The organism is Chryseobacterium kimseyorum (genome assembly GCF_025971945.1).
In the GTDB taxonomy this organism is placed as follows: domain Bacteria; phylum Bacteroidota; class Bacteroidia; order Flavobacteriales; family Weeksellaceae; genus Chryseobacterium; species Chryseobacterium kimseyorum.
Genome location: NZ_JAPDHW010000002.1, coordinates 298260 through 316543, shown reverse-complemented (window position 1 = coordinate 316543; position 18284 = coordinate 298260). Strand labels below are relative to the sequence as shown.

Here is an 18284-nt window from a genome sequence, read left to right as displayed (position 1 = left end):
ATTTTCTAATTAAAAATTAATGAAGAAAAAATATATTACTGCCATTATTGTACTTGTGCTTTTAACAGGAATTTATTTTTTGCTTTTTCACCAGAACCGAAGCTTGAAATTTATTCCTGAGAATGCTGATGTTGTGATTTTGGTAGACACAAAGAAAGCGAAAAGACAATATATTTTCAGCGTATTGACACATCCTTCGAAATGGTTTGAAGGAGATAAAAAAGATAAAAATAAAATTTCCATCTCAGATTCAGGAGTAAAGATTCCGGATTTTCTACAGATTTTTCACTTAAAAAACAGTAAGTTTTCAAATTATTATACGATTTTAGAATTAGATGATTTTCAAAAGTTCTGTACTCTTCTTAAACAAAATCAGTTTATTAATAAAGGAGCTCAGGGCTACGTAAAAGACCATTATGTCGTTTATGTAAATAAAAAATATGCTGTTATAGGAACTTCTAATGATGAATTTATATACATTGCAGATTTTCTGAAGAAGAATCCGTCAAATAAAAATACGAGTGCAGACCGGTTTATTAAGGGAAGTTTAGGAAGTTTAAGTTTGATCTCTGGGAAGGATATTCAGAATTTTGATATTAATCTGAACGATGACGAAATTGAAATAAAAAATGAAAAGAATTCTGCTGATTTCAACTCAATGATTTCAGATTTGCATAAGAAAGCACAATTTTTTGTAGCCGAATTAGATTCAGAAAACATTGGGAAAATAAGTGCTGTCTTCAAAGAAAATATTACAGAATCAACATCTGTAAATCATTTGAAAATGAGTGCAGATCTTGTAGAGGTAAATGATACCATCGTGAGCTATGGATATGATGACAACTTTAATGAGATTGAAAAAGTCACTTATCAAAAGATCATTCAGCCCAATTATGAAATTTTTCTTCAGACATCAAATCCCGATAAAACATGGAATTATTTTCGGCACAAAAAATGGATTAATGCACAAAGTCAGTTTACAGCAATTCCTTTTCAACCTAATACAATAAGTCAAAATAAAAATACAATTTCTATAAAGTCTGTCGGGAAATTTGCAAAATTGAATGAGATTAAAAATCAAAATTTTGTCTTCATCCGAAATAATGCTTTGCTGTATTCTTCTTTTAAATTTTTAAACAACTCTGTTTTGCGTGATGTAGAGTATGTATTTTATGGAAATAAAAGCAGCGATTACACGGTGAAAATTAAATTCAAAAAAGAAAAATATCCTTTAATTTTAAGATAAAACATGTGTCCACCTGAAATTGCTTTACTCAAAACTTTTACGCATTATTTTCTGCATCTGGCATTTCCGGCGCTTATTGCTTTTGTATTTTATCGTAAGGAATGGAAGAAAGTATACTTAATTCTTTTGGCGACAATGCTTGTAGATCTTGATCATCTGTTTGCAGATCCTGTTTTCGATCCCAACAGAATGAGCATTGGTTTTCATTTTTTGCATTCCTATTATGCGATTGCGGTGTATTTTTTGCTGTTATTTTTCAAAGGAAATTTAAGGATTATTGGCATCGGTCTGCTCCTTCATATGCTAACCGATTTTCAGGATTTTGAGCTTTGGTGTCATTAAAATATTATTAATATTTTCTTTTGATAATTTAAAAACCATAGTTTTTTTGTATTTTACAGTCACTTATGAAAATAAAAGAATTTTTACATTATACTTATATTTTTCCTGTTTTTGCGGTGATTTATTACTTCAGCGGATTAATGGGAACCGGAGTTGTTTTTGATATCATTGCTGGAATATTATTAACCGGAAGTGTACTGTCTGCAGTTCATCACGCAGAAGTGGTTGCTCACAAAGTTGGCGAGCCTTATGGAACGATTATTCTCGCACTCTGTATTACCATAATTGAGGTTGCATTAATTGTCTCATTAATGGTTGCTGGTGGCGAACAGGCGCTGACCTTGGCAAGAGATACAGTTTTTGCTGCCGTAATGATTATTCTTAACGGTATCATTGGGATTTGTATTCTTGTAGGTGGAGTTAAATATTTCGAGCAGTTTTTTGCGCGGACATCTGCGACTACTTACCTGGTGAGTATCGTATCAATTCTCGTAATTACTTTGGTCTTACCTAATTTCACATCGAGTGTTAACGGTCCTTACTATAACAATGCACAGCTGGTTTTTGTTTCTATAGCATGTCTTGTAATCTATGGAGTGTTTTTGATGGTGCAGACCGTCAGACACAGAAGTTATTTTATGCCTGCTGACGGAACTGCCGAAGAATATTATATCCCAAATAAAACTCAGGCAATTGTAAGCTTCCTTTTTCTGGTGATTTGTCTTGTCATCGTCGTTCTCTTGGCGAAAGGTCTTTCAGGAACCATTGAAGATATGGTGCAGAGTATGGGAGCTCCAAAATCTTTAGTGGGAGTGATTATTGCCGGGGTTGTACTTCTTCCGGAGGGTGTGGCTGCAATTCGTGCAGCGAGAAATAATCAGATACAGTCGAGTTTAAATTTAGCATTAGGTTCAGCTTTAGCGAGTATTGGACTAAGTATTCCGGCGATCTCTGCAGTCAGTATTATGTATGATATTCCTTTGGTTTTAGGATTAGATAAAAAAGATATTATCCTGCTAACTTTATCCGTCTTTATCGTTATGCTGTCGCTGAGCCGCGGAAAAACAAATGTTCTCTACGGAACTGTTCTTCTCGTCAATTTAGCAGCCTATATTTTTACGGTGATTGTGCCATAAAATACACGCACAAAATACTCTTTACAAGAGTTCTAAAAACATTTAATGTTTTCTCGCCATTTCCATTTTGTAAGACATCAGGTTGGCAATGTTCTCAGATTTGGTAATCGCCATATCTGCGTTATAACCGGTGAAATTTTCCTCTATGGTCTGTTTCCAAAGTTTTAGCCACTGTGCGAAATGATGTTTTTCCATCGCTTCAAGGTGGTTGATCGGGAAATGTACTGCCATGGGGTTTCCTTTATAACTCATCTGACCAAATAATATGCTTTCCCAAAAAGAATACATTTTGGGTAAATGCTTTTGAAAATCAACTTTAATAATGTCTTTAAAAAAGAAACCGATCGTTTCATCCTGTACCACTTTATCGTAAAATGAGTTCACCAATAATTCTATATCTTCTCTTGATTCTAATTTTTTCATTTCACCTTTATTTAATTGGAACTTAAAATGATACCTCAAATTTAGTTTAATTCTAAATCTTTAAGAACATGTGGTGATTGATAAAATTCATGAAAACAATATTTTATCTTTGCACTCTGCTTTCACATTTAAAATATTAGAATTGAATTTAGACTTTTACAAAACTCAGGCATTACAGAAACAGAAGGAGCATAAGAAGTTTTTGGAAGGTTTAAAGAAAAAACCACCAAAAAATCTCGACTATCTCGTTCAGGAAACCCATGAAGAAGTTTTCGAAAAAATAGACTGCCTTCAGTGCGCCAACTGTTGCAAGACAACAGGGCCGCTTTACACCGAAAAAGATATCGAGCGAATTTCTAAGCATCTGCGAATGAAACAGGCTGATTTTGAAGCAAAATTTCTGCGTGTAGATGAGGAAAACGATAAAGTTCTGCAGAATCTTCCATGCTATTTTCTGAATGATGATAATACCTGTTCAATCTATGATGTCCGTCCAAAAGCATGCAGAGAATATCCACATACAGACCGAAAAAAGATTTATCAGATTAATAATTTAATGATACAAAATACGGTGATTTGCCCGGCGGCTTTTGAGTTTGTAGAGAGTATGATGAAAAATCTGAGCAAATAATTGAATATTAAATTTCGATCAAATTGATAAAAATCTCCAAACCTTGAGTAATCCTCAGGGTTTTTTTTATATTTGTTACTTCAAAAAAACACACAAATTTTTAATTTAAATAAATGATGAAAACTAAATTAGTACTCATTGCAACGATGTTTGCAGGTATTTCCTTTTTCGCACAGGAAATAAAAATCAAAAAAGGAGAGGTGTCTCTGGATGAAAAAGTGGTTGCAAAAGTAGATGACAAAGGCAGAATTTACAAATTCAGCGATCTCGGTAATAAACTGCAGTTTACTGCAACAATCATTAACGGCAGAACCATTGGCACGCAATCTGACAATGGCTGGATAGAATACACAGGCACAAATAATGTCGTTAAAGAATCTAAACATGCAGAAGGTGCATTTACGCTTAGTATGGGTAAACTGATTGTTCAGAGTGCTCTCGCAAATGGTCTTATCACTAAAGACGGAATTGACGAAGCAAAAGTAAATGAGTTTTTCGCTACGGAAGACCGCTCGCTATCTGAAGCTAGAAAAAATGGAATCACCGCTCAAAAGACAGAAGCAGTGAATGAAGATGCCACAGGGATTTCAATCGACTATGACGGGAATATTAAAGATAATACCGGAAAATTTATTGGTACTGTCACCAGAGCAAATATTGAAGCTTCGCAGTCAAAATTCAAAAGCAAATCAATGATGGACAAGTTTTTGGAGTATCGTGTTTTTGATGTCAACAAAATCCTTATCGCTAAACTTCCGTGTTCTGATAGTGATATGACAAATGAAGATAAGGGATTGGTAATTTATACCTATGACAACAAAGAAATACCCATGACAGCTAAAAACGGGATGGAGTTTAAAATTCCAATAGCAGTAGATAAGATTGCCAGCCGAATGGTAAAAAAGCTGTACGCCAATGGATATACTTTGGGCGACATGAAGCCCACAATTGAAGCTGCTGCCAAAGATAAAAGAGATGCTGCCAACCAAAGATCAGTAGATGCTGAAAACAAAGCGAAGGCAGAATCCAGCAATATATACAATCTGCCGGGATATGTAATAAGCAAAGAAGGTGTGAAGAAAGAAGGCGCTGTAACCATAGAATTTGAGTCTATTGACGCAAAATTGGGAAGAGAGAAAGGTATAAGTGATCTGACAAATTACGGAGGCACAGTGACAGTAAATTTGGATGGCAAAAATGAAGTGTACAAGGCAAAAGATAATGTAAAATTTTGTGCCGGAGAAAAATGCTTTTTAGGCGTTTCAGGCACAAACACGTTAGGTAAAAGTGAGTTTTGCGAAATTGTCTCAGAAAATGATGGAAACTATATCTTAAATGACGTGAAAAGTCCTGAAGATTATTACATAAAATTAACAAGCCAGCCAAAAGCAGTCTACCTAGGAGAAAAAGGTGCTTTCGGAAAAAGAAAGACAGAAAAAATAAAAGCAGCTTTTGACGAATATATGAAATGTCCGGCTTTAGATTTTTCTAAATACGATACCAAAACTAAAGATGGACTGGTACATGTTCTCGCTGACTATTCTGCTCAATGTAAGAAATAACCTGAATCTTATAATTTCCGAAATACGATCAAACTGCTGTTTGTTTTTATATTTGTAAAGTCTGATGAAAAATCTGAGCAAATAATTTGAAATCTTAATTCCTTATAAAATCTTATAAAGTTTAGTTAAAACAATGGTGAATTATAATTTTACTTAAAAGACTGCGTTACAGTAATAAATCAATCCCCAATTGGTTTAAATAGAAGTAGTTTTTTATATAAGTAAAAATGGAATCCTGAAATGTAATGTTTCAGGATTTTTTCTGATATATTTCCATCATTCTAAACTGCACCATTTTTTCAATTAAATCTAAAGGCAGATTTTCAGTCAAAGGAAACTGAACTGCTCCTTTTGAGAATTTATATTTTCTTTCTTTAAAATGACTTTCAAAATGAATAATTGCCTCAGGAAGCGGATAAAATCCAATGTGATTTTTGTACGCAGCAAAGTAAACCAGAGGCTTTTTCTTATACCTGAACGCCGGCATCTGATAGCCGACGTATTCCTCCAGTTCTGGAGTCTGAGCGTGAACGGTTTTTCTTAAAGCTTCAAGCTTAGTCTGAACATCTTTGGGGAAAAGAAGAAAATATTCTTCAAAATTTGTAAATGTGTTTTTCATTGTAAGTTTTTATTAAAAATAAAAAATATGAAATTCTAAATCATTAAAAACTAAAAAAAAAATTAATTTCATTAATGATCACAGAGTTGTACGCTATTTGTATAGTATTGATTATCACCAAAATATTATATTATGAAAAGATTAATTTTAGCAGCTTTTGCTATGGGAGGTATATTTGCTGTATCTGCACAGACAACACCTCAGAAAACAAATACAGGCTCAACCACTGTTACAACTCCATCAACAACTCAGAAGGGTGTGATAATTCCCAGAGGAAACCTTAACTCAGATGTGAGAGCGTTGAATAATAATCAATTAGGCACCGGGAACAATCTGCAGGGAACTATGAATAACAATATGGGCACCATGAATAACGGAACCATCAATTCTCCCAACCCAAACGGAACACTTCCTTTGAATACAGGCACTGTCGATAATAAAGTTTTATCGCCTGGTAATGTCAACATCGGAACTACCGGCAGTCTCAATACAAGCGGAAACGTAAATACGAGTGTTAATAAGCCTTTGCCGGGATCCGGAACTGTAAATACCAGCACTCCAACCACGCCTTAAAAAAGACAAAATAAGACAATTTTGTATCAAAAAAAAAGCATTGAACTGGACATTCAATGCTTTCACTTTCACTATTACTTTTTCCCATTTATAATCCCGGGACAGGTTTTCAGAAAAAAGGTCGGGAAAATTTCCCGACCTTAATATTTTTATACGACTCCCTGAGCCAACATTGCTTCTGCTACTTTTACGAATCCGGCGATGTTTGCACCTTTTACGTAGTTTACATAACCGTCTTCCTCTTTACCGTAGTCTCTACAAGCTTTGTGGATTCCGATCATAATCTCTTTCAGTCTTGCATCAACTTCTTCAGAAGTCCAGTTTAATCTGATTGAGTTCTGAGTCATCTCTAAACCTGAAGTGGCAACACCACCAGCGTTAGAAGCTTTTCCAGGAGAGAACAATACTTTGTTTTCAAGGAAATAATTGATTGCATCTAATGTAGAAGGCATATTTGCAGCTTCTGTTACACATACGCAACCGTTTTCTACCAATAATCTTGCGTCTTCCAGGTCAAGTTCGTTCTGGGTTGCAGAAGGGATGGCAACATCACACTTCACTTCCCAAGGACGTTTTCCAGCGTGGAATACTGCTGACGGATATTTTTTAGCATAATCCTCAGCTCTGTTGTTTCCTGAAGATCTTAATTCTAATAAATAATCGATCTTCTCACCATCGATTCCGTCTTTATCATACACATAACCGTCCGGACCGGATAGAGTAACCACTTTTCCGCCAAGTTCGTGTACTTTTTTAATAACACCCCAAGCTACGTTACCGAAACCTGAAACTGTTACCGTTTTATCTTTAAATGTCTGTCCGATAGTCTTCAGCATCTGCTCAGCAAAGTAAACAACTCCGTAACCAGTCGCTTCAGGACGGATTAATGAACCACCGTAAGCCAAACCTTTGCCGGTAAGAACTCCTGTAAATTCATTTCTGATTTTCTTATACTGACCGAATAAATATCCGATTTCTCTAGCTCCTACGCCGATATCTCCCGCAGGAACATCCGTTTCAGGACCAATATGCTTGCAAAGTTCTGTCATGAAAGCCTGGCAGAAACGCATTACTTCCATATCAGTTTTTCCCTGTGGATCAAAATCTGAACCTCCTTTTCCACCTCCCATTGGAAGTGTAGTCAGAGAGTTTTTGAAAACCTGCTCGAATGCTAAGAATTTAAGTACAGAAAGATTTACCGTCGGATGGAAACGGATTCCCCCTTTGTAAGGTCCAATCGCAGAGTTCATCTGAATTCTGAAACCTCTGTTAACCTGAATTTCTCCTTTGTCATCAACCCATGGAACTCTGAAAATAATAATTCTTTCAGCTTCAGCCATTCTCTCAAGAAGCTTCATGCCGGTATATTCTTTTCTGGTTAAAATAAACGGAATTACAGTTACAGCAACTTCTTTTACTGCTTGTAAGAATTCCGGTTCGTTAGGATTCTTCGCCTCAATTTTGGCGATAAACTCCTGGATTTTCTGGTCAATATTATATTGTTCCATATTAGGTAGGGTTGAATATTATGTCAACAAATTTAATTTTTTTTTCAAGATTCACAATAGCTTATTTAATATTTGCTGAAAATTCAATAATAATGAAACAGAATATTATTAAATTGATAATTATGATTTAAATTTTGTTAAAAATTAAATGTTATATATGAAATAATGAAATATTAAGAAATCATTAAATTTCAAATCGCTACAAATTGTCTCCCGGAAAATGATTTTACTTTCCCCAAAAGCTCCAATTCCAAAATCACAGGCAATATTTTGTGTGATGCCACCGAAATTATATCTGCCAAATCATCTAATGAAACATGAGGGTTTGCTGCGATATTCTGATATATTAATTCTTGATTTTCAGATAATTGAATTGAAGTCTCACTGTATGGAAAAAGTTCTTCCATTTTGTCTTTTGGGTCATTAAAGCCAACTAAATTTAGCAGGTCTTTGATTGTTGAAATTGCCGTAGCTTTGTTCTGAAAAATAAGGTGATTACATCCCTGGCTATATTTGTCGGTAATCTTTCCCGGTAAGGCAAATACATCTCTGTTGTAGTTATTGGCAAATGTTGCAGTACTTATAGAACCGCCACCAAAAGCCGTCTCAATCACAATCGTTGAAGGGGAAATTCCGGCTACAATTCTGTTTCTCTGGATGAAATTTTCGCGGTCGGGTTTTCTTGAAGAATTAAATTCTGTAAGCAATCCACCATTTTCTTCGATGATTTTCTCCGAAAGTTTTCTGTTTTTCGATGGATATAAAGTATGAAAACCATGCGCCAAGACACCAATCGTGGGAATCAGATGTTGTAAAGAATGTTCGTGAACTTCTTTGTCCACACCCAATGCCAGACCACTTACTGAAATGAATGCATGCGATTTTGCTTCATCAAAAAAATCTTCAATAAACTTTTTACCGTAAGCTGTAATATTTCTCGTTCCAACTAGACTGACAGCTTTTAAATTGGGATCAAAGTTTCCTTTCTGATATAATATTGCCGGTGCATCATCACATTCTTTGAGTAGAAATGGCAGTTCATTCTGATGTCTTAAATTGATTTTTATGGAATTTTTTTCACAGAACAAAAGTTCTTTTTCTGCAAATTTCAAATGTTCAGAATTTCCAATATCTGATACTGTTCTTGTACCAATTCCGTCGGTTTTACTGAGTGCTTTCTTAGTGGATTTCCAAACATTTTTTGCGCTCCCGAAACTGCGGACCAATTTGAAAAAATTAATATCACCTATAAAATTACACTCGCGGAGAGCGATAGAGTAGAGATGTTCTTCAGAATACATTTGTGTGTTATTTTATTCAAATGTAGGGAATTAGGATTTATTTTCTTCTTATTTCTTCCAAATGATCCCAAAGATCTTCATTTTTTTTGTAGGGCAATTCCAAGAAATCATCCGGATGATTTTCTTTGTATTCCTGCCAGAGTTTATCATCTTTCTCGCTATAATAATTGGGGAATTCCCAAATAAACCTTTTCTTTTTGTCGCCTATATTTTTAAAAACAAATGCTAAAATGCTTCCGACCAAAGCACCTGATAAGTGAGCCTGCCAGGATATTTTACTGGGCTCAGGCATATTGTAAAAAAGCTCTTCCGGAAACATTCCCCAAATTAAACTTCCGTAATACAAAACAACAAGAAGAGAAATTGTAAGCAACGTCATATTCCACTTAAAAACTCCACTGAAAAAGAGAAAAAATGCCAACACATAAACAACGCCACTGGCTCCGATCGTACAGGTGTACATATACTCGCCGGTCATCATGTCAATGGGCGGAAGTATCCAAAGTAAAAGTCCTGTTGCGAGCCAGCCCATGACAAAAACTTTATTGGCCACCAAAGGGTAAAACTGATAGAGCAGGCACATCAAAACAGCAATTGGGATGGAATTTCCTACAATGTGATCAATGCTCCCGTGAAGCAATGGTGAAGTGATAATTCCAAGCAAACCTTCCGGCAACAGCGGAATAATCGCACCAAAGCAACTGGAAAAAAAGCCCTGCGTCTGTAGAAAATATCCCAACCACATGGCTCCCAGCATAAGCAGAGGATTGATGATTGCGTTTTTGTGAATTACATTTTTTAGCATACCTGAAAACTGTCAAATCAAAAGCCAAGTATAAATTTCGGAAAATTTGTCGATGATTTTATTTTTAAAAGAATATTTAAGACAAAAGGTAAGGTTTTCTATATTATTTTGTTTTAAAATCATGACGCGGTAAAATTTCTAATAAACCTCTGAAAACGTGTAAACTTGCTGTTTCACATTATATTCCTATTTTTGCACTTGGAAAAATTGAGATTTATGAGAAAGATTTTCGTTTTACTTTTTACGTATCTGAGTGCGCATTCTTTTGCGCAGGTAGTCATCAGTGATTCAGCCGCGGTAGATACCATCAAAAAACCACGACATTGGTCTGTTAATGCGAAAAATAGCGTGATGTTTAACCAGGCAGCCTTCTCTAATTGGGTTGGTGGTGGCGCCAATAACGTAGGATGGCTGGCGAGTGCAAATTACAATCTGGTTTATGAAAATGGCCGTAATCTTTGGGAGAATATTATCATCTTAAATTATGGACAAAATACAACGAAAGGTGTTGGTACAAGAAAAACGCAGGATGTTCTGAATATTTCCACCAACTATGGTCTTCAGTTTTCAAAAAGCTGGTATGTGTCAACGGGAGCGAGTTTACTGTCACAGTTTTCCGGCGGATTTGAGGACGGAAATAATCCTGAGGCAAAGAAAATTTCAAATTTTATGGCACCAGGTTATGTGAATGCCGGTGTCGGGATAACGTACAGACCAAACGAAAATCTGACCGTGACCTTCAGACCTGCCAACGGAAGATTCACCTTTGTTTTGGATAAAGAATTACAGTTCGTAAAGTCTGACGGTGATTTTTTCCTGATGCAGATGGGTTTCCTGGCCTCAGCAATCTATAAAGTAAAACTGATGGAAAATATTGAAATGACCAACACAGGATCTGTATTTTCCAACTATCTTGAAAATCCTGACCATATGGTTTTGTCGTATAATATGCTTTTGAATATGAAAATTAACAGGTTTGTATCTTCAATTATTACTTTAGATTTGATGTATGACCATAATCAGATTCAGAAAACACAGCTGAAGCAGACTTTAGGAATTGGTTTTGCCTACAATATTGATAACGGTGTGAAGCGTTCTGACCGAAAAGACAGTCAGTGGTGGTTAAAGAAATAGATTTGATATCATTATAAAACAACAAAAGCACTTCAATTGAAGTGCTTTCCTTTTTATGTTTAAATGGAATTTTAAAATTCCATGGTAACTTCAAGTTTCTCAGCTAAAAGCTGCTCGATTTTTACTTTTAACGGCTCAATGTCGATGTTCTGCATTGCGTCATTGGCAAAAGCGTAAAGCAGTAATGCCTGAGCTTCTTTTTTAGAGATTCCTCTTGCTCTCAAATAAAACAAAGCATCTTTATTCAACTGACCAACCGTACAACCATGAGAACACTTCACGTCGTCTGCGAAAATCTCCAGCTGAGGCTTAGTATCGATTGTTGCACCTTCGCTCAGTAAAACGTTGTTATTTTGCTGATACGCGTTGGTCTTCTGAGCAATTTTATTTACAAATACCTTTCCATTAAAAACCCCGTGAGATTTATCTTTAAAAATACCTTTGTAATTCTGGTAACTCTGACAGTTCGGCGTATTGTGGTGAACTGCCGTGTGGTGGTCTACCAACTGATCTTTCCCGATAATGGTGATTCCGTTCATGAAAGAATTGATATTTTCTCCGTTATGAATAAAATCAAGATTGTTTCTGATGATTTTCCCTCCGAATGTAAATGTATTTACTGTAGTTAAGCTGTCTCTTTCCTGTTTTGCAAACGTATGATCTACTAAATAAGACGTATCGCTGTCGTTCTGAATTTTGTGCCAGTCTGCTTTTGCATTCTGATAGGTGAAAATTTCAGTTACTGAATTGGTAAACACAAAACTCTCATCAAAATTATGGTGACTTTCAATGATTTCAACTTTTGCACCTTCTTCTACAATCAGTAAGTTTCTCGTGTTGTAGAATGTGTTTTCTTCCTGATTTTGCGAAAGATAAAAAACGTGAATCGGTTTTTCGATGATCACATTTTTCGGAACTTTTAAAAAGAATCCGTATTTGCAGTATGCCTGATTTAAATTGGTAAAAGCTAAATCTTTTGCAGCAATTGTATTAAAATATTTGTCGAAAACATCTTTGTGATTCTCATCATTCAGAGCGTAATTGAAAGACAGAAATTCTGCATTTTCGATAGAAATGTTTGAAAGCTCTTTGCGAAGCTGACCGTTTACAAAAACAATCCAGTCAAAATTTTCTTCTCCCAAATGCAACTCATCAAGCTGTTCTTTGGTGATGTTGTGACTTTCTTTCGGGAAAAAATTATAATCTTTCTCCGTGATTTCTTTGATGTTGGTATACTTGTATTCTTCGTCTTTCTTTGTAGGAAAACCTTTGATTGCAAATTTTCGTAAAGCTTCAATTCTCGTTTCATCTAAAAAACGATGGCGAAGTGTGCCAAGAAATTCAGTGTGATTATGTAAAATTTGTTCGTTTAAACTCATTATTTGAACGTTTATTTTGCCATCGTGATAGAAGTTTAGATTCCTACGGAATGACAAAAATGCCGTTTAATTTTTTTAATTTTTAAATGCTTTTAATCTTTAAATTAATTTAAAAGCCAATCGTACCCTTTGCTTTCCAATTCTAAAGCTAAAGATTTATCACCTGTTTTAATGATTTTTCCGTTTGCTAAAACGTGTACATAATCAGGCTCAATATAATTCAGCAATCTCTGGTAATGCGTAATTAAAAGCACTGCATTTCCTTCGTTTTTAAACTGGTTTACACCGTCTGCAACGATTCTTAAGGCGTCGATATCCAATCCAGAATCGGTTTCATCAAGAATCGCCAATTTAGGATTCAGCATCATCATCTGGAAAATCTCATTTCTTTTCTTTTCACCTCCCGAAAATCCTTCGTTTAATGATCTTGAAAGGAAATCTTTTTTAATTCCAAGCTTTTCAGATTTTTCACGAATCATGGCCAGCATTTCTTTCGCAGGCATGTCTTCAAATCCGTTTGCTTTTCTGTTTTCGTTTAAAGCAGCTTTAATGAAATTCGTCACAGAAACTCCCGGAATTTCTACCGGATATTGAAAAGAAAGGAAAATTCCTTTGTGCGCTCTTTCTTCAGGAGCATCTTCAATAATGTTTTCACCTTGAAAAAGGATTTCTCCCTCTGTAACTTCGTAATCCTCTTTTCCTGCTATCACAGAAGAAAGAGTAGATTTACCTGCTCCGTTGGGTCCCATGATCGCATGAACTTCGCCCGGCTTGATTTCAAGATTAATACCTTTTAATATTTGTGCGCCATCTTCAATTCTGGCATGTAAGTTTTTAATGTTTAACATAAACTTTATTTATCAGTCATTAAGCAATACTTAATGCTTTTATTATTTTATTAATATTAAGAATTTAATCAATTCCTATGTTTAATTTTATTATCAATCTATTTAAAATTATTCTAACAATTTTTAGATTTTCAAGGCATTTTTGTCATTCCGTAGGAATCTCAACAGCATTGAATTTCTTTGTTGAGATTCCTACGGAATGACAAACAAACTGCTAATAGTTTGTAAAATTTAGACAGAATCTTAATTTTATCCTACAGAACCTTCCAAAGAAATCTCCAATAATTTCTGAGCTTCGATGGCAAACTCCATTGGTAATTTATTTAAAACTTCTTTACTGAAACCATTTACAATTAAAGCAATTGCTCTTTCTGTGTCGATTCCTCTTTGGTTACAGTAGAAAATCTGATCTTCACCGATTTTTGAAGTCGTAGCTTCGTGCTCCAACTGAGCTGTTGGATCTTTAATTTCGATGTAAGGGAAAGTGTGCGCTCCACATTCGTTACCCATCAATAATGAGTCACACTGTGAGAAGTTTCTTGCCCCTTTTGCGGAAGGCATTACTTTTACCAATCCTCTGTATGAATTTTGAGATTTTCCTGCAGAAATTCCTTTAGAGATAATCGTTGATTTTGTATTTCTACCGATGTGAATCATCTTTGTACCGGTATCGGCATACTGATGATTATTGGTTACTGCGATAGAGTAAAACTCACCAATCGAACCGTCACCTTTTAAGATGCAAGAAGGATATTTCCATGTTACTGCAGAACCTGTTTCTACCTGCGTCCATGAGATTTTTGCTTTGGTTTCGCACAATCCTCTTTTGGTTACAAAATTGAAAACTCCACCTTTTCCTTCTTCATTTCCAGGATACCAGTTCTGAACAGTTGAATATTTAATTTCAGCATTATCCAGAGCAATCAACTCAACAACCGCAGCATGAAGCTGGTTTTCGTCTCTTGACGGAGCGGTACAGCCTTCAAGATAAGAAACATAACTTCCTTCATCTGCAATCACAAGCGTTCTTTCAAACTGGCCTGTCCCAGACTGATTGATACGGAAATAAGTGGATAATTCCATCGGGCATCTTACCCCTTTTGGAATATAGCAGAAACTTCCGTCAGAAAATACTGCGGAATTTAATGCTGCATAAAAGTTATCTCCTCTTGGAACCACTTTTCCAAGATATTTTTTCACCAAATCCGGATGATTCTTAATCGCTTCGGAAATTGAACAGAAAATAATTCCTTTTTCTGCTAAAGTGTCCTGAAAAGTTGTTTTTACAGAAATCGAATCGATAACAATATCAACAGCAACATTTGAAAGCCTCTTCTGTTCTTCAATGTTGATTCCTAACTTGGCAAAAGTTGCCAGTAATTCAGGGTCCACTTCATCTAAGCTTGCCAGTTCCGGTTTAGCTTTCGGTGCAGCGTAATATTTTATCGCCTGAAAATCCGGTTTTTGATATTTGATGTTTGCCCATTCAGGCTCAGTCATTTTCAACCAGATTTTGAAAGATTCCAAACGCCATTCTGTCATCCATTCCGGTTCTTCTTTTTTAGCAGAAATAGCACGGACGATGTCTTCGTTTAATCCTGTTGGGAAATCTTCGTAATCGAGTATCGTTTCCCAGCCGAATTCGTATTTTTTATTTTCTAAATCGACTCTTAAGTCGTCTTCAGTATATTTACTCATTTTATTAGATTTTAGAAATTAGATTTAAGATTTAGAGTATTCTAAATCAATACTTCCAATGTCTAATTATAAAGAAAAACTCTCACCACAACCACACGTTCTGGCTGCATTAGGATTGTTAAAAACAAATCCTTTTCCATTCAACCCTCCTGAGTATTCCAGGACAGTACCTGCTAAATAAAGAATAGATTTTTTTTCTACCACAATTTTGATATCATTGTCTTCGAAAATCTGATCGGTATCTGTTTTTTTGTTGTCGAAACCCAAAACATATTCCAAACCAGAACAACCTCCGCTCTTTACCCCAACTCTTATATAATCTTCTGCCGGATTAAAACCATCTTCTGTCATCAGTTGAATGGCTTTTTCCTTAGCATGATCTGAAACTTTTATCATTGTATTTATTTAGAATGATTTAATGGTGCAAAAATACGAACAATAATCAGTATATAAAAATCGACGTTTTTATTTTATCGATTTTTATCATCGATGGTTTAACTTTGGTGTATATTTAAAATCAAAACTATAAATCAGGAAAGAAATGAAAAAATTAGGCATTCTTGCTGCAGTCTTGCTTGCACAGGCTACTTTCTCCCAAACCAACAGATTTGTTTACCAAGTCACTTCAAAGCCGGATATCAGTAATAAAGGTGATATTAAAACAGAAAATGCATATCTGGATATCTCTGCAGAAAAATCAATGTTTTACTCTGAAAACAGGATTAAAAGAGATTCTGTAATGAAAGCTAATTTTCAAAGTGGTGGAGCGAGAGGTTTTAACAGAGAGCAGATGGAAGGTTTGAGAACGAATATGAATTATTCGATTGAAAAAGATAAGAAAAACCAGAAGACTTTGTATAAAGACCGTTTGGGAAGAGACCAATATGCGTATGAAGAAGATCGGCCTCTGGATTGGAAAATTTTATCTGAAACTACTAAAATCGGCGAATATAAAGTTCAGAAAGCAGAAACAGAATTTGGTGGCAGAAAATGGACCGCATGGTTCACAACCGATCTTCCTTATCAGGATGGACCGTATAAATTCAGCGGACTTCCCGGTTTGGTAGTGAAAGCAGAAGATGCTGACGGAGATTATTCATTTGATTTAATGAAAAACTATAAAATCTCTGAATTTCCCGAAATGACAACATTTGGAAATGTTATCAAAGTAAAAAGAACAGATTACGTAAAGCAGCAGGAAAAATATAAAAGCGACCCAGCTTCTTTTATGAACAGTCAGCGTGGCGGCGGTGGAATTTCAGCTCCAATGAGAATCGGAGGTGGTGGAAACCAAAATCCTGCAGACATGAGAAAGCGAATGGAGGAAAGGGCTAAAGAGGAAGCAAAAAGAAACAGCAATCCTATCGAGCTGAAATAAAAATAAAAAGGTCTGAAGAATTTTCTTCAGACCTTTTTATTTTATCTTAAAAGTTGATTAAAAGTATCTCCCTGTTTGATGTCTCCGGAATTATAACCTTTCATAAACCATTCTTTACGCTGTGCAGATGAACCGTGAGTAAAACTTTCCTGATTCACATATCCCTGTGATCTTTTCTGAATATTATCATCACCTACCGCTTCTGCTGCCTCCACTGCAGATTCTAAATCTCCGGGTTCAAGAAATTTCTCTCTTTCGTTAGAATATCTTGCCCAAAGTCCTGCGTAAAAATCAGCCTGAAGTTCGGTTGCTACAGAAACCTGATTAAGCTGCGTTTCAGAATATCTTCCGCTTTTTCTCAATTGGTCTGTTTTATCCAAAGTACCTAAAAGATTTTGCACATGATGTCCCATCTCGTGAGCCATGACATAAGCGATGGTAAACTCTGTAACTTTTGCGCCGAATTTTTCCTGAAGCTCCTGAAAGAAACTCATATCCATATAAACAGATTGATCGGCAGGGCAATAAAATGGTCCCATTGCAGACTGCGCTTGTCCACAACCGGAATTTGTACCTTCTCTGAACAAGACCACTCGGGCCGGTTTGTATTGCATACCGTTTTCGGCAAAAATTTTAGTCCAGGTTTCTTCGTTTTCAGCGGTAATCATTTTAACGAATTCACCAACTTGCAATTCCTGCTGACTCAATTCTCTCTGCTCCGTGCGTGGAGATGAATTTCCACCTGAGGAAAGGATCGCCGAAGGATCTCCACCAAGGAAAAATACAATTGCGGCAATAATGATGGTACCTAAGCCACCACCTACAATAGCACCTCCGCCACCGCCGGATCCTCTTCTGTCATCTACGTTGCCGCTTCTATCGTCTGTCCATTTCATTTGTTTGTTATTTTTATGTGTAAATTTAAAATATTAAATAATATTTTTGTCAAAAATTACAATTAAAGTGAGAAAAATTCAAATTGCTCTTTTGCTTTTAAGTTTAACAACTGTTACCGCTTGTAACGAAAGCGAATCTAAGGAAGATGAAGTACAGAATGTAGACAAAAAATCTGCTATAGAAACCGAGCTTTCTGTGAAACACATTGATACTGCCGATGTTTTGATTACAAAACATAAGATCTGGAAAAACAACAAACTTTTCAGAGAAATTATAAAGACAGATACCATTCCGAGTTTGGGAGATACCTTACAGATTGTGGAAGATGAAGGAGGAAATGAGCACAGTGCGAAGGTGAAAAAAGACTACGAATTTTATATAACCGTTCAGTAATGAAAAAATCAAGTTCTGTAAAATTACTTTTCGTCACAGGAATTCTTGCTGCGTGTACTCAGGAAAAGCCTAAAGAAGAGTGGGGAAAAGAAAAGAAAGTTTATATGAGGTCAGATACTACAGCTTCATATTCAAGATCGCACGGTTTTATTGCCGGCTTCCTTTTGTATCATGCATTTCGTCCTTATGGCGCATACAGCAATGGTGCTTATCAGCGTGCGGGATATTACAGTGATGCCATCAGCTCAAAATCGAATATTGGCAGAAGTTCTTACAAAGGAAATGTTGTGAGAGGTGGATTGGGAAGAAGTGGTTTCAGAGCATCATCGTAATGATGAAATTGCTATGATTTGGAACATAAATAGGAATGAAGGCTCAGCGATTGTATTGCGTGCCCTGGCGGTTCGGGTG

Annotated in this window: 20 protein-coding genes; 10 read left to right on the top strand and 10 right to left on the bottom strand. The window is 35.7% G+C overall.

From position 1 onward, the window contains the following. The first annotated feature begins 19 nt into the window (after positions 1–19). From OMO38_RS04045 to OMO38_RS04035, 3 genes are all read left to right on the top strand, one after another. A complete protein-coding gene (locus OMO38_RS04045) occupies positions 20–1246 on the top strand; it encodes a hypothetical protein (protein WP_264748937.1) in 1227 nt (408 codons plus the stop codon). Between the two features lie 3 nt (positions 1247–1249). After that, a complete protein-coding gene (locus OMO38_RS04040; RefSeq protein ID WP_264748936.1) occupies positions 1250–1588 on the top strand; it encodes a DUF6122 family protein in 339 nt (112 codons plus the stop codon). 65 nt (positions 1589–1653) lie between these two features. Continuing rightward, a complete protein-coding gene (locus tag OMO38_RS04035) occupies positions 1654–2724 on the top strand; it encodes a calcium:cation antiporter (protein WP_264748935.1) in 1071 nt (356 codons plus the stop codon). Between the two features lie 42 nt (positions 2725–2766). On the opposite strand, the gene OMO38_RS04030 is transcribed toward OMO38_RS04035, so the two are convergent. Then, positions 2767–3147 carry a group III truncated hemoglobin gene (locus tag OMO38_RS04030; RefSeq protein ID WP_264748934.1) on the bottom strand — a complete coding sequence of 127 codons (381 nt, stop codon included), beginning with the start codon at positions 3145–3147 and terminating at the stop codon, positions 2767–2769. A gap of 142 nt (positions 3148–3289) precedes the next feature. Between OMO38_RS04030 and OMO38_RS04025 the strand changes: the two genes are divergently transcribed. Both OMO38_RS04025 and OMO38_RS04020 read left to right on the top strand, forming a co-directional pair. Continuing rightward, positions 3290–3778, top strand: a complete 489-nt coding sequence (locus tag OMO38_RS04025; RefSeq protein ID WP_264748933.1) for a YkgJ family cysteine cluster protein — start codon at positions 3290–3292, stop codon at positions 3776–3778. A 113-nt stretch (positions 3779–3891) separates the two neighbouring features. Next, entirely contained in the window at positions 3892–5340 is a 1449-nt protein-coding gene (locus OMO38_RS04020) for a hypothetical protein (protein WP_264748932.1), read from the top strand. Positions 5341–5590: 250 nt separating this feature from the next. Here OMO38_RS04020 and OMO38_RS04015 read toward each other — a convergent pair whose 3' ends face one another. Further along, positions 5591–5959, bottom strand: coding sequence for an iron chaperone (locus OMO38_RS04015; RefSeq protein WP_264748931.1), 369 nt, complete (start codon positions 5957–5959; stop codon positions 5591–5593). A 132-nt stretch (positions 5960–6091) separates the two neighbouring features. Here OMO38_RS04015 and OMO38_RS04010 point away from each other — a divergent pair, with 132 nt between their 5' ends. Beyond that, the gene (locus OMO38_RS04010) at positions 6092–6532 is read left to right on the top strand and encodes a hypothetical protein (protein ID WP_264748930.1); all 441 of its coding nucleotides are present in this window, start codon (positions 6092–6094) and stop codon (positions 6530–6532) included. A 149-nt stretch (positions 6533–6681) separates the two neighbouring features. Here the strand turns inward: OMO38_RS04010 and gdhA are convergent, their stop codons facing one another. From gdhA to OMO38_RS03995, 3 genes are all read right to left on the bottom strand, one after another. Further along, a complete protein-coding gene (gene gdhA, locus OMO38_RS04005) occupies positions 6682–8040 on the bottom strand; it encodes an NADP-specific glutamate dehydrogenase (RefSeq protein ID WP_047443247.1) in 1359 nt (452 codons plus the stop codon). Between the two features lie 191 nt (positions 8041–8231). Continuing rightward, entirely contained in the window at positions 8232–9341 is a 1110-nt protein-coding gene (gene dprA / locus OMO38_RS04000) for a DNA-processing protein DprA (RefSeq protein WP_264748929.1), read from the bottom strand. Between the two features lie 37 nt (positions 9342–9378). Beyond that, on the bottom strand, positions 9379–10146 hold the full coding sequence (locus tag OMO38_RS03995) for a rhomboid family intramembrane serine protease (protein ID WP_264748928.1): 768 nt from the start codon (positions 10144–10146) through the stop codon (positions 9379–9381). A gap of 216 nt (positions 10147–10362) precedes the next feature. Between OMO38_RS03995 and OMO38_RS03990 the strand changes: the two genes are divergently transcribed. Further along, positions 10363–11280: a DUF3078 domain-containing protein gene (locus tag OMO38_RS03990; protein WP_264748927.1), complete on the top strand. Its 918-nt coding sequence runs from the start codon at positions 10363–10365 to the stop codon at positions 11278–11280. 71 nt (positions 11281–11351) lie between these two features. On the opposite strand, the gene sufD is transcribed toward OMO38_RS03990, so the two are convergent. The 4 genes from sufD to OMO38_RS03970 form a co-directional block, all read right to left on the bottom strand. After that, positions 11352–12659, bottom strand: coding sequence for a Fe-S cluster assembly protein SufD (sufD, locus tag OMO38_RS03985; protein ID WP_264748926.1), 1308 nt, complete (start codon positions 12657–12659; stop codon positions 11352–11354). Between the two features lie 104 nt (positions 12660–12763). After that, positions 12764–13507, bottom strand: a complete 744-nt coding sequence (gene sufC / locus OMO38_RS03980) for a Fe-S cluster assembly ATPase SufC (RefSeq protein ID WP_047443242.1) — start codon at positions 13505–13507, stop codon at positions 12764–12766. A 249-nt stretch (positions 13508–13756) separates the two neighbouring features. Next, positions 13757–15205, bottom strand: a complete 1449-nt coding sequence (sufB, locus tag OMO38_RS03975; RefSeq protein WP_264748925.1) for a Fe-S cluster assembly protein SufB — start codon at positions 15203–15205, stop codon at positions 13757–13759. A gap of 66 nt (positions 15206–15271) precedes the next feature. After that, entirely contained in the window at positions 15272–15601 is a 330-nt protein-coding gene (locus OMO38_RS03970) for a HesB/IscA family protein (protein ID WP_264748924.1), read from the bottom strand. Positions 15602–15746: 145 nt separating this feature from the next. Here OMO38_RS03970 and OMO38_RS03965 point away from each other — a divergent pair, with 145 nt between their 5' ends. Continuing rightward, positions 15747–16583: a GLPGLI family protein gene (locus OMO38_RS03965; protein WP_264748923.1), complete on the top strand. Its 837-nt coding sequence runs from the start codon at positions 15747–15749 to the stop codon at positions 16581–16583. Positions 16584–16624: 41 nt separating this feature from the next. On the opposite strand, the gene ypfJ is transcribed toward OMO38_RS03965, so the two are convergent. Then, positions 16625–17479 (bottom strand): KPN_02809 family neutral zinc metallopeptidase, encoded by an 855-nt coding sequence (gene ypfJ / locus OMO38_RS03960; protein ID WP_264748922.1) that lies wholly within the window; start codon positions 17477–17479, stop codon positions 16625–16627. 46 nt (positions 17480–17525) lie between these two features. On the opposite strand from ypfJ, the gene OMO38_RS03955 reads away from it, so the two are divergent. Further along, positions 17526–17873: a hypothetical protein gene (locus tag OMO38_RS03955; RefSeq protein WP_264748921.1), complete on the top strand. Its 348-nt coding sequence runs from the start codon at positions 17526–17528 to the stop codon at positions 17871–17873. Further along, complete coding sequence (locus OMO38_RS03950) at positions 17873–18205, top strand: hypothetical protein (RefSeq protein WP_264748920.1); 333 nt, start codon at positions 17873–17875, stop codon at positions 18203–18205. Before OMO38_RS03955 ends, OMO38_RS03950 begins: the two co-directional genes overlap by 1 nt. Positions 18206–18284: the final 79 nt, after the last annotated feature.

Bases quoted from the DNA above. Each gene is read 5' to 3' on its own strand.
- OMO38_RS04045 (WP_264748937.1), top strand. From the start codon at position 20: ATGAAGAAAAAATATATTACTGCCATTATTGTACTTGTGCTTTTAACA.
- OMO38_RS04040 (WP_264748936.1), top strand. From the start codon at position 1,250: ATGTGTCCACCTGAAATTGCTTTACTCAAAACTTTTACGCATTATTTT.
- OMO38_RS04035 (WP_264748935.1), top strand. From the start codon at position 1,654: ATGAAAATAAAAGAATTTTTACATTATACTTATATTTTTCCTGTTTTT.
- OMO38_RS04030 (WP_264748934.1), bottom strand. From the start codon at position 3,147: ATGAAAAAATTAGAATCAAGAGAAGATATAGAATTATTGGTGAACTCA.
- OMO38_RS04020 (WP_264748932.1), top strand. From the start codon at position 3,892: ATGATGAAAACTAAATTAGTACTCATTGCAACGATGTTTGCAGGTATT.
- OMO38_RS04015 (WP_264748931.1), bottom strand. From the start codon at position 5,959: ATGAAAAACACATTTACAAATTTTGAAGAATATTTTCTTCTTTTCCCC.
- OMO38_RS04010 (WP_264748930.1), top strand. From the start codon at position 6,092: ATGAAAAGATTAATTTTAGCAGCTTTTGCTATGGGAGGTATATTTGCT.
- gdhA (WP_047443247.1), bottom strand. From the start codon at position 8,040: ATGGAACAATATAATATTGACCAGAAAATCCAGGAGTTTATCGCCAAA.
- dprA (WP_264748929.1), bottom strand. From the start codon at position 9,341: ATGTATTCTGAAGAACATCTCTACTCTATCGCTCTCCGCGAGTGTAAT.
- OMO38_RS03995 (WP_264748928.1), bottom strand. From the start codon at position 10,146: ATGCTAAAAAATGTAATTCACAAAAACGCAATCATCAATCCTCTGCTT.
- OMO38_RS03990 (WP_264748927.1), top strand. From the start codon at position 10,363: ATGAGAAAGATTTTCGTTTTACTTTTTACGTATCTGAGTGCGCATTCT.
- sufD (WP_264748926.1), bottom strand. From the start codon at position 12,659: ATGAGTTTAAACGAACAAATTTTACATAATCACACTGAATTTCTTGGC.
- sufC (WP_047443242.1), bottom strand. From the start codon at position 13,507: ATGTTAAACATTAAAAACTTACATGCCAGAATTGAAGATGGCGCACAA.
- sufB (WP_264748925.1), bottom strand. From the start codon at position 15,205: ATGAGTAAATATACTGAAGACGACTTAAGAGTCGATTTAGAAAATAAA.
- OMO38_RS03970 (WP_264748924.1), bottom strand. From the start codon at position 15,601: ATGATAAAAGTTTCAGATCATGCTAAGGAAAAAGCCATTCAACTGATG.
- OMO38_RS03965 (WP_264748923.1), top strand. From the start codon at position 15,747: ATGAAAAAATTAGGCATTCTTGCTGCAGTCTTGCTTGCACAGGCTACT.
- ypfJ (WP_264748922.1), bottom strand. From the start codon at position 17,479: ATGAAATGGACAGACGATAGAAGCGGCAACGTAGATGACAGAAGAGGA.
- OMO38_RS03950 (WP_264748920.1), top strand. From the start codon at position 17,873: ATGAAAAAATCAAGTTCTGTAAAATTACTTTTCGTCACAGGAATTCTT.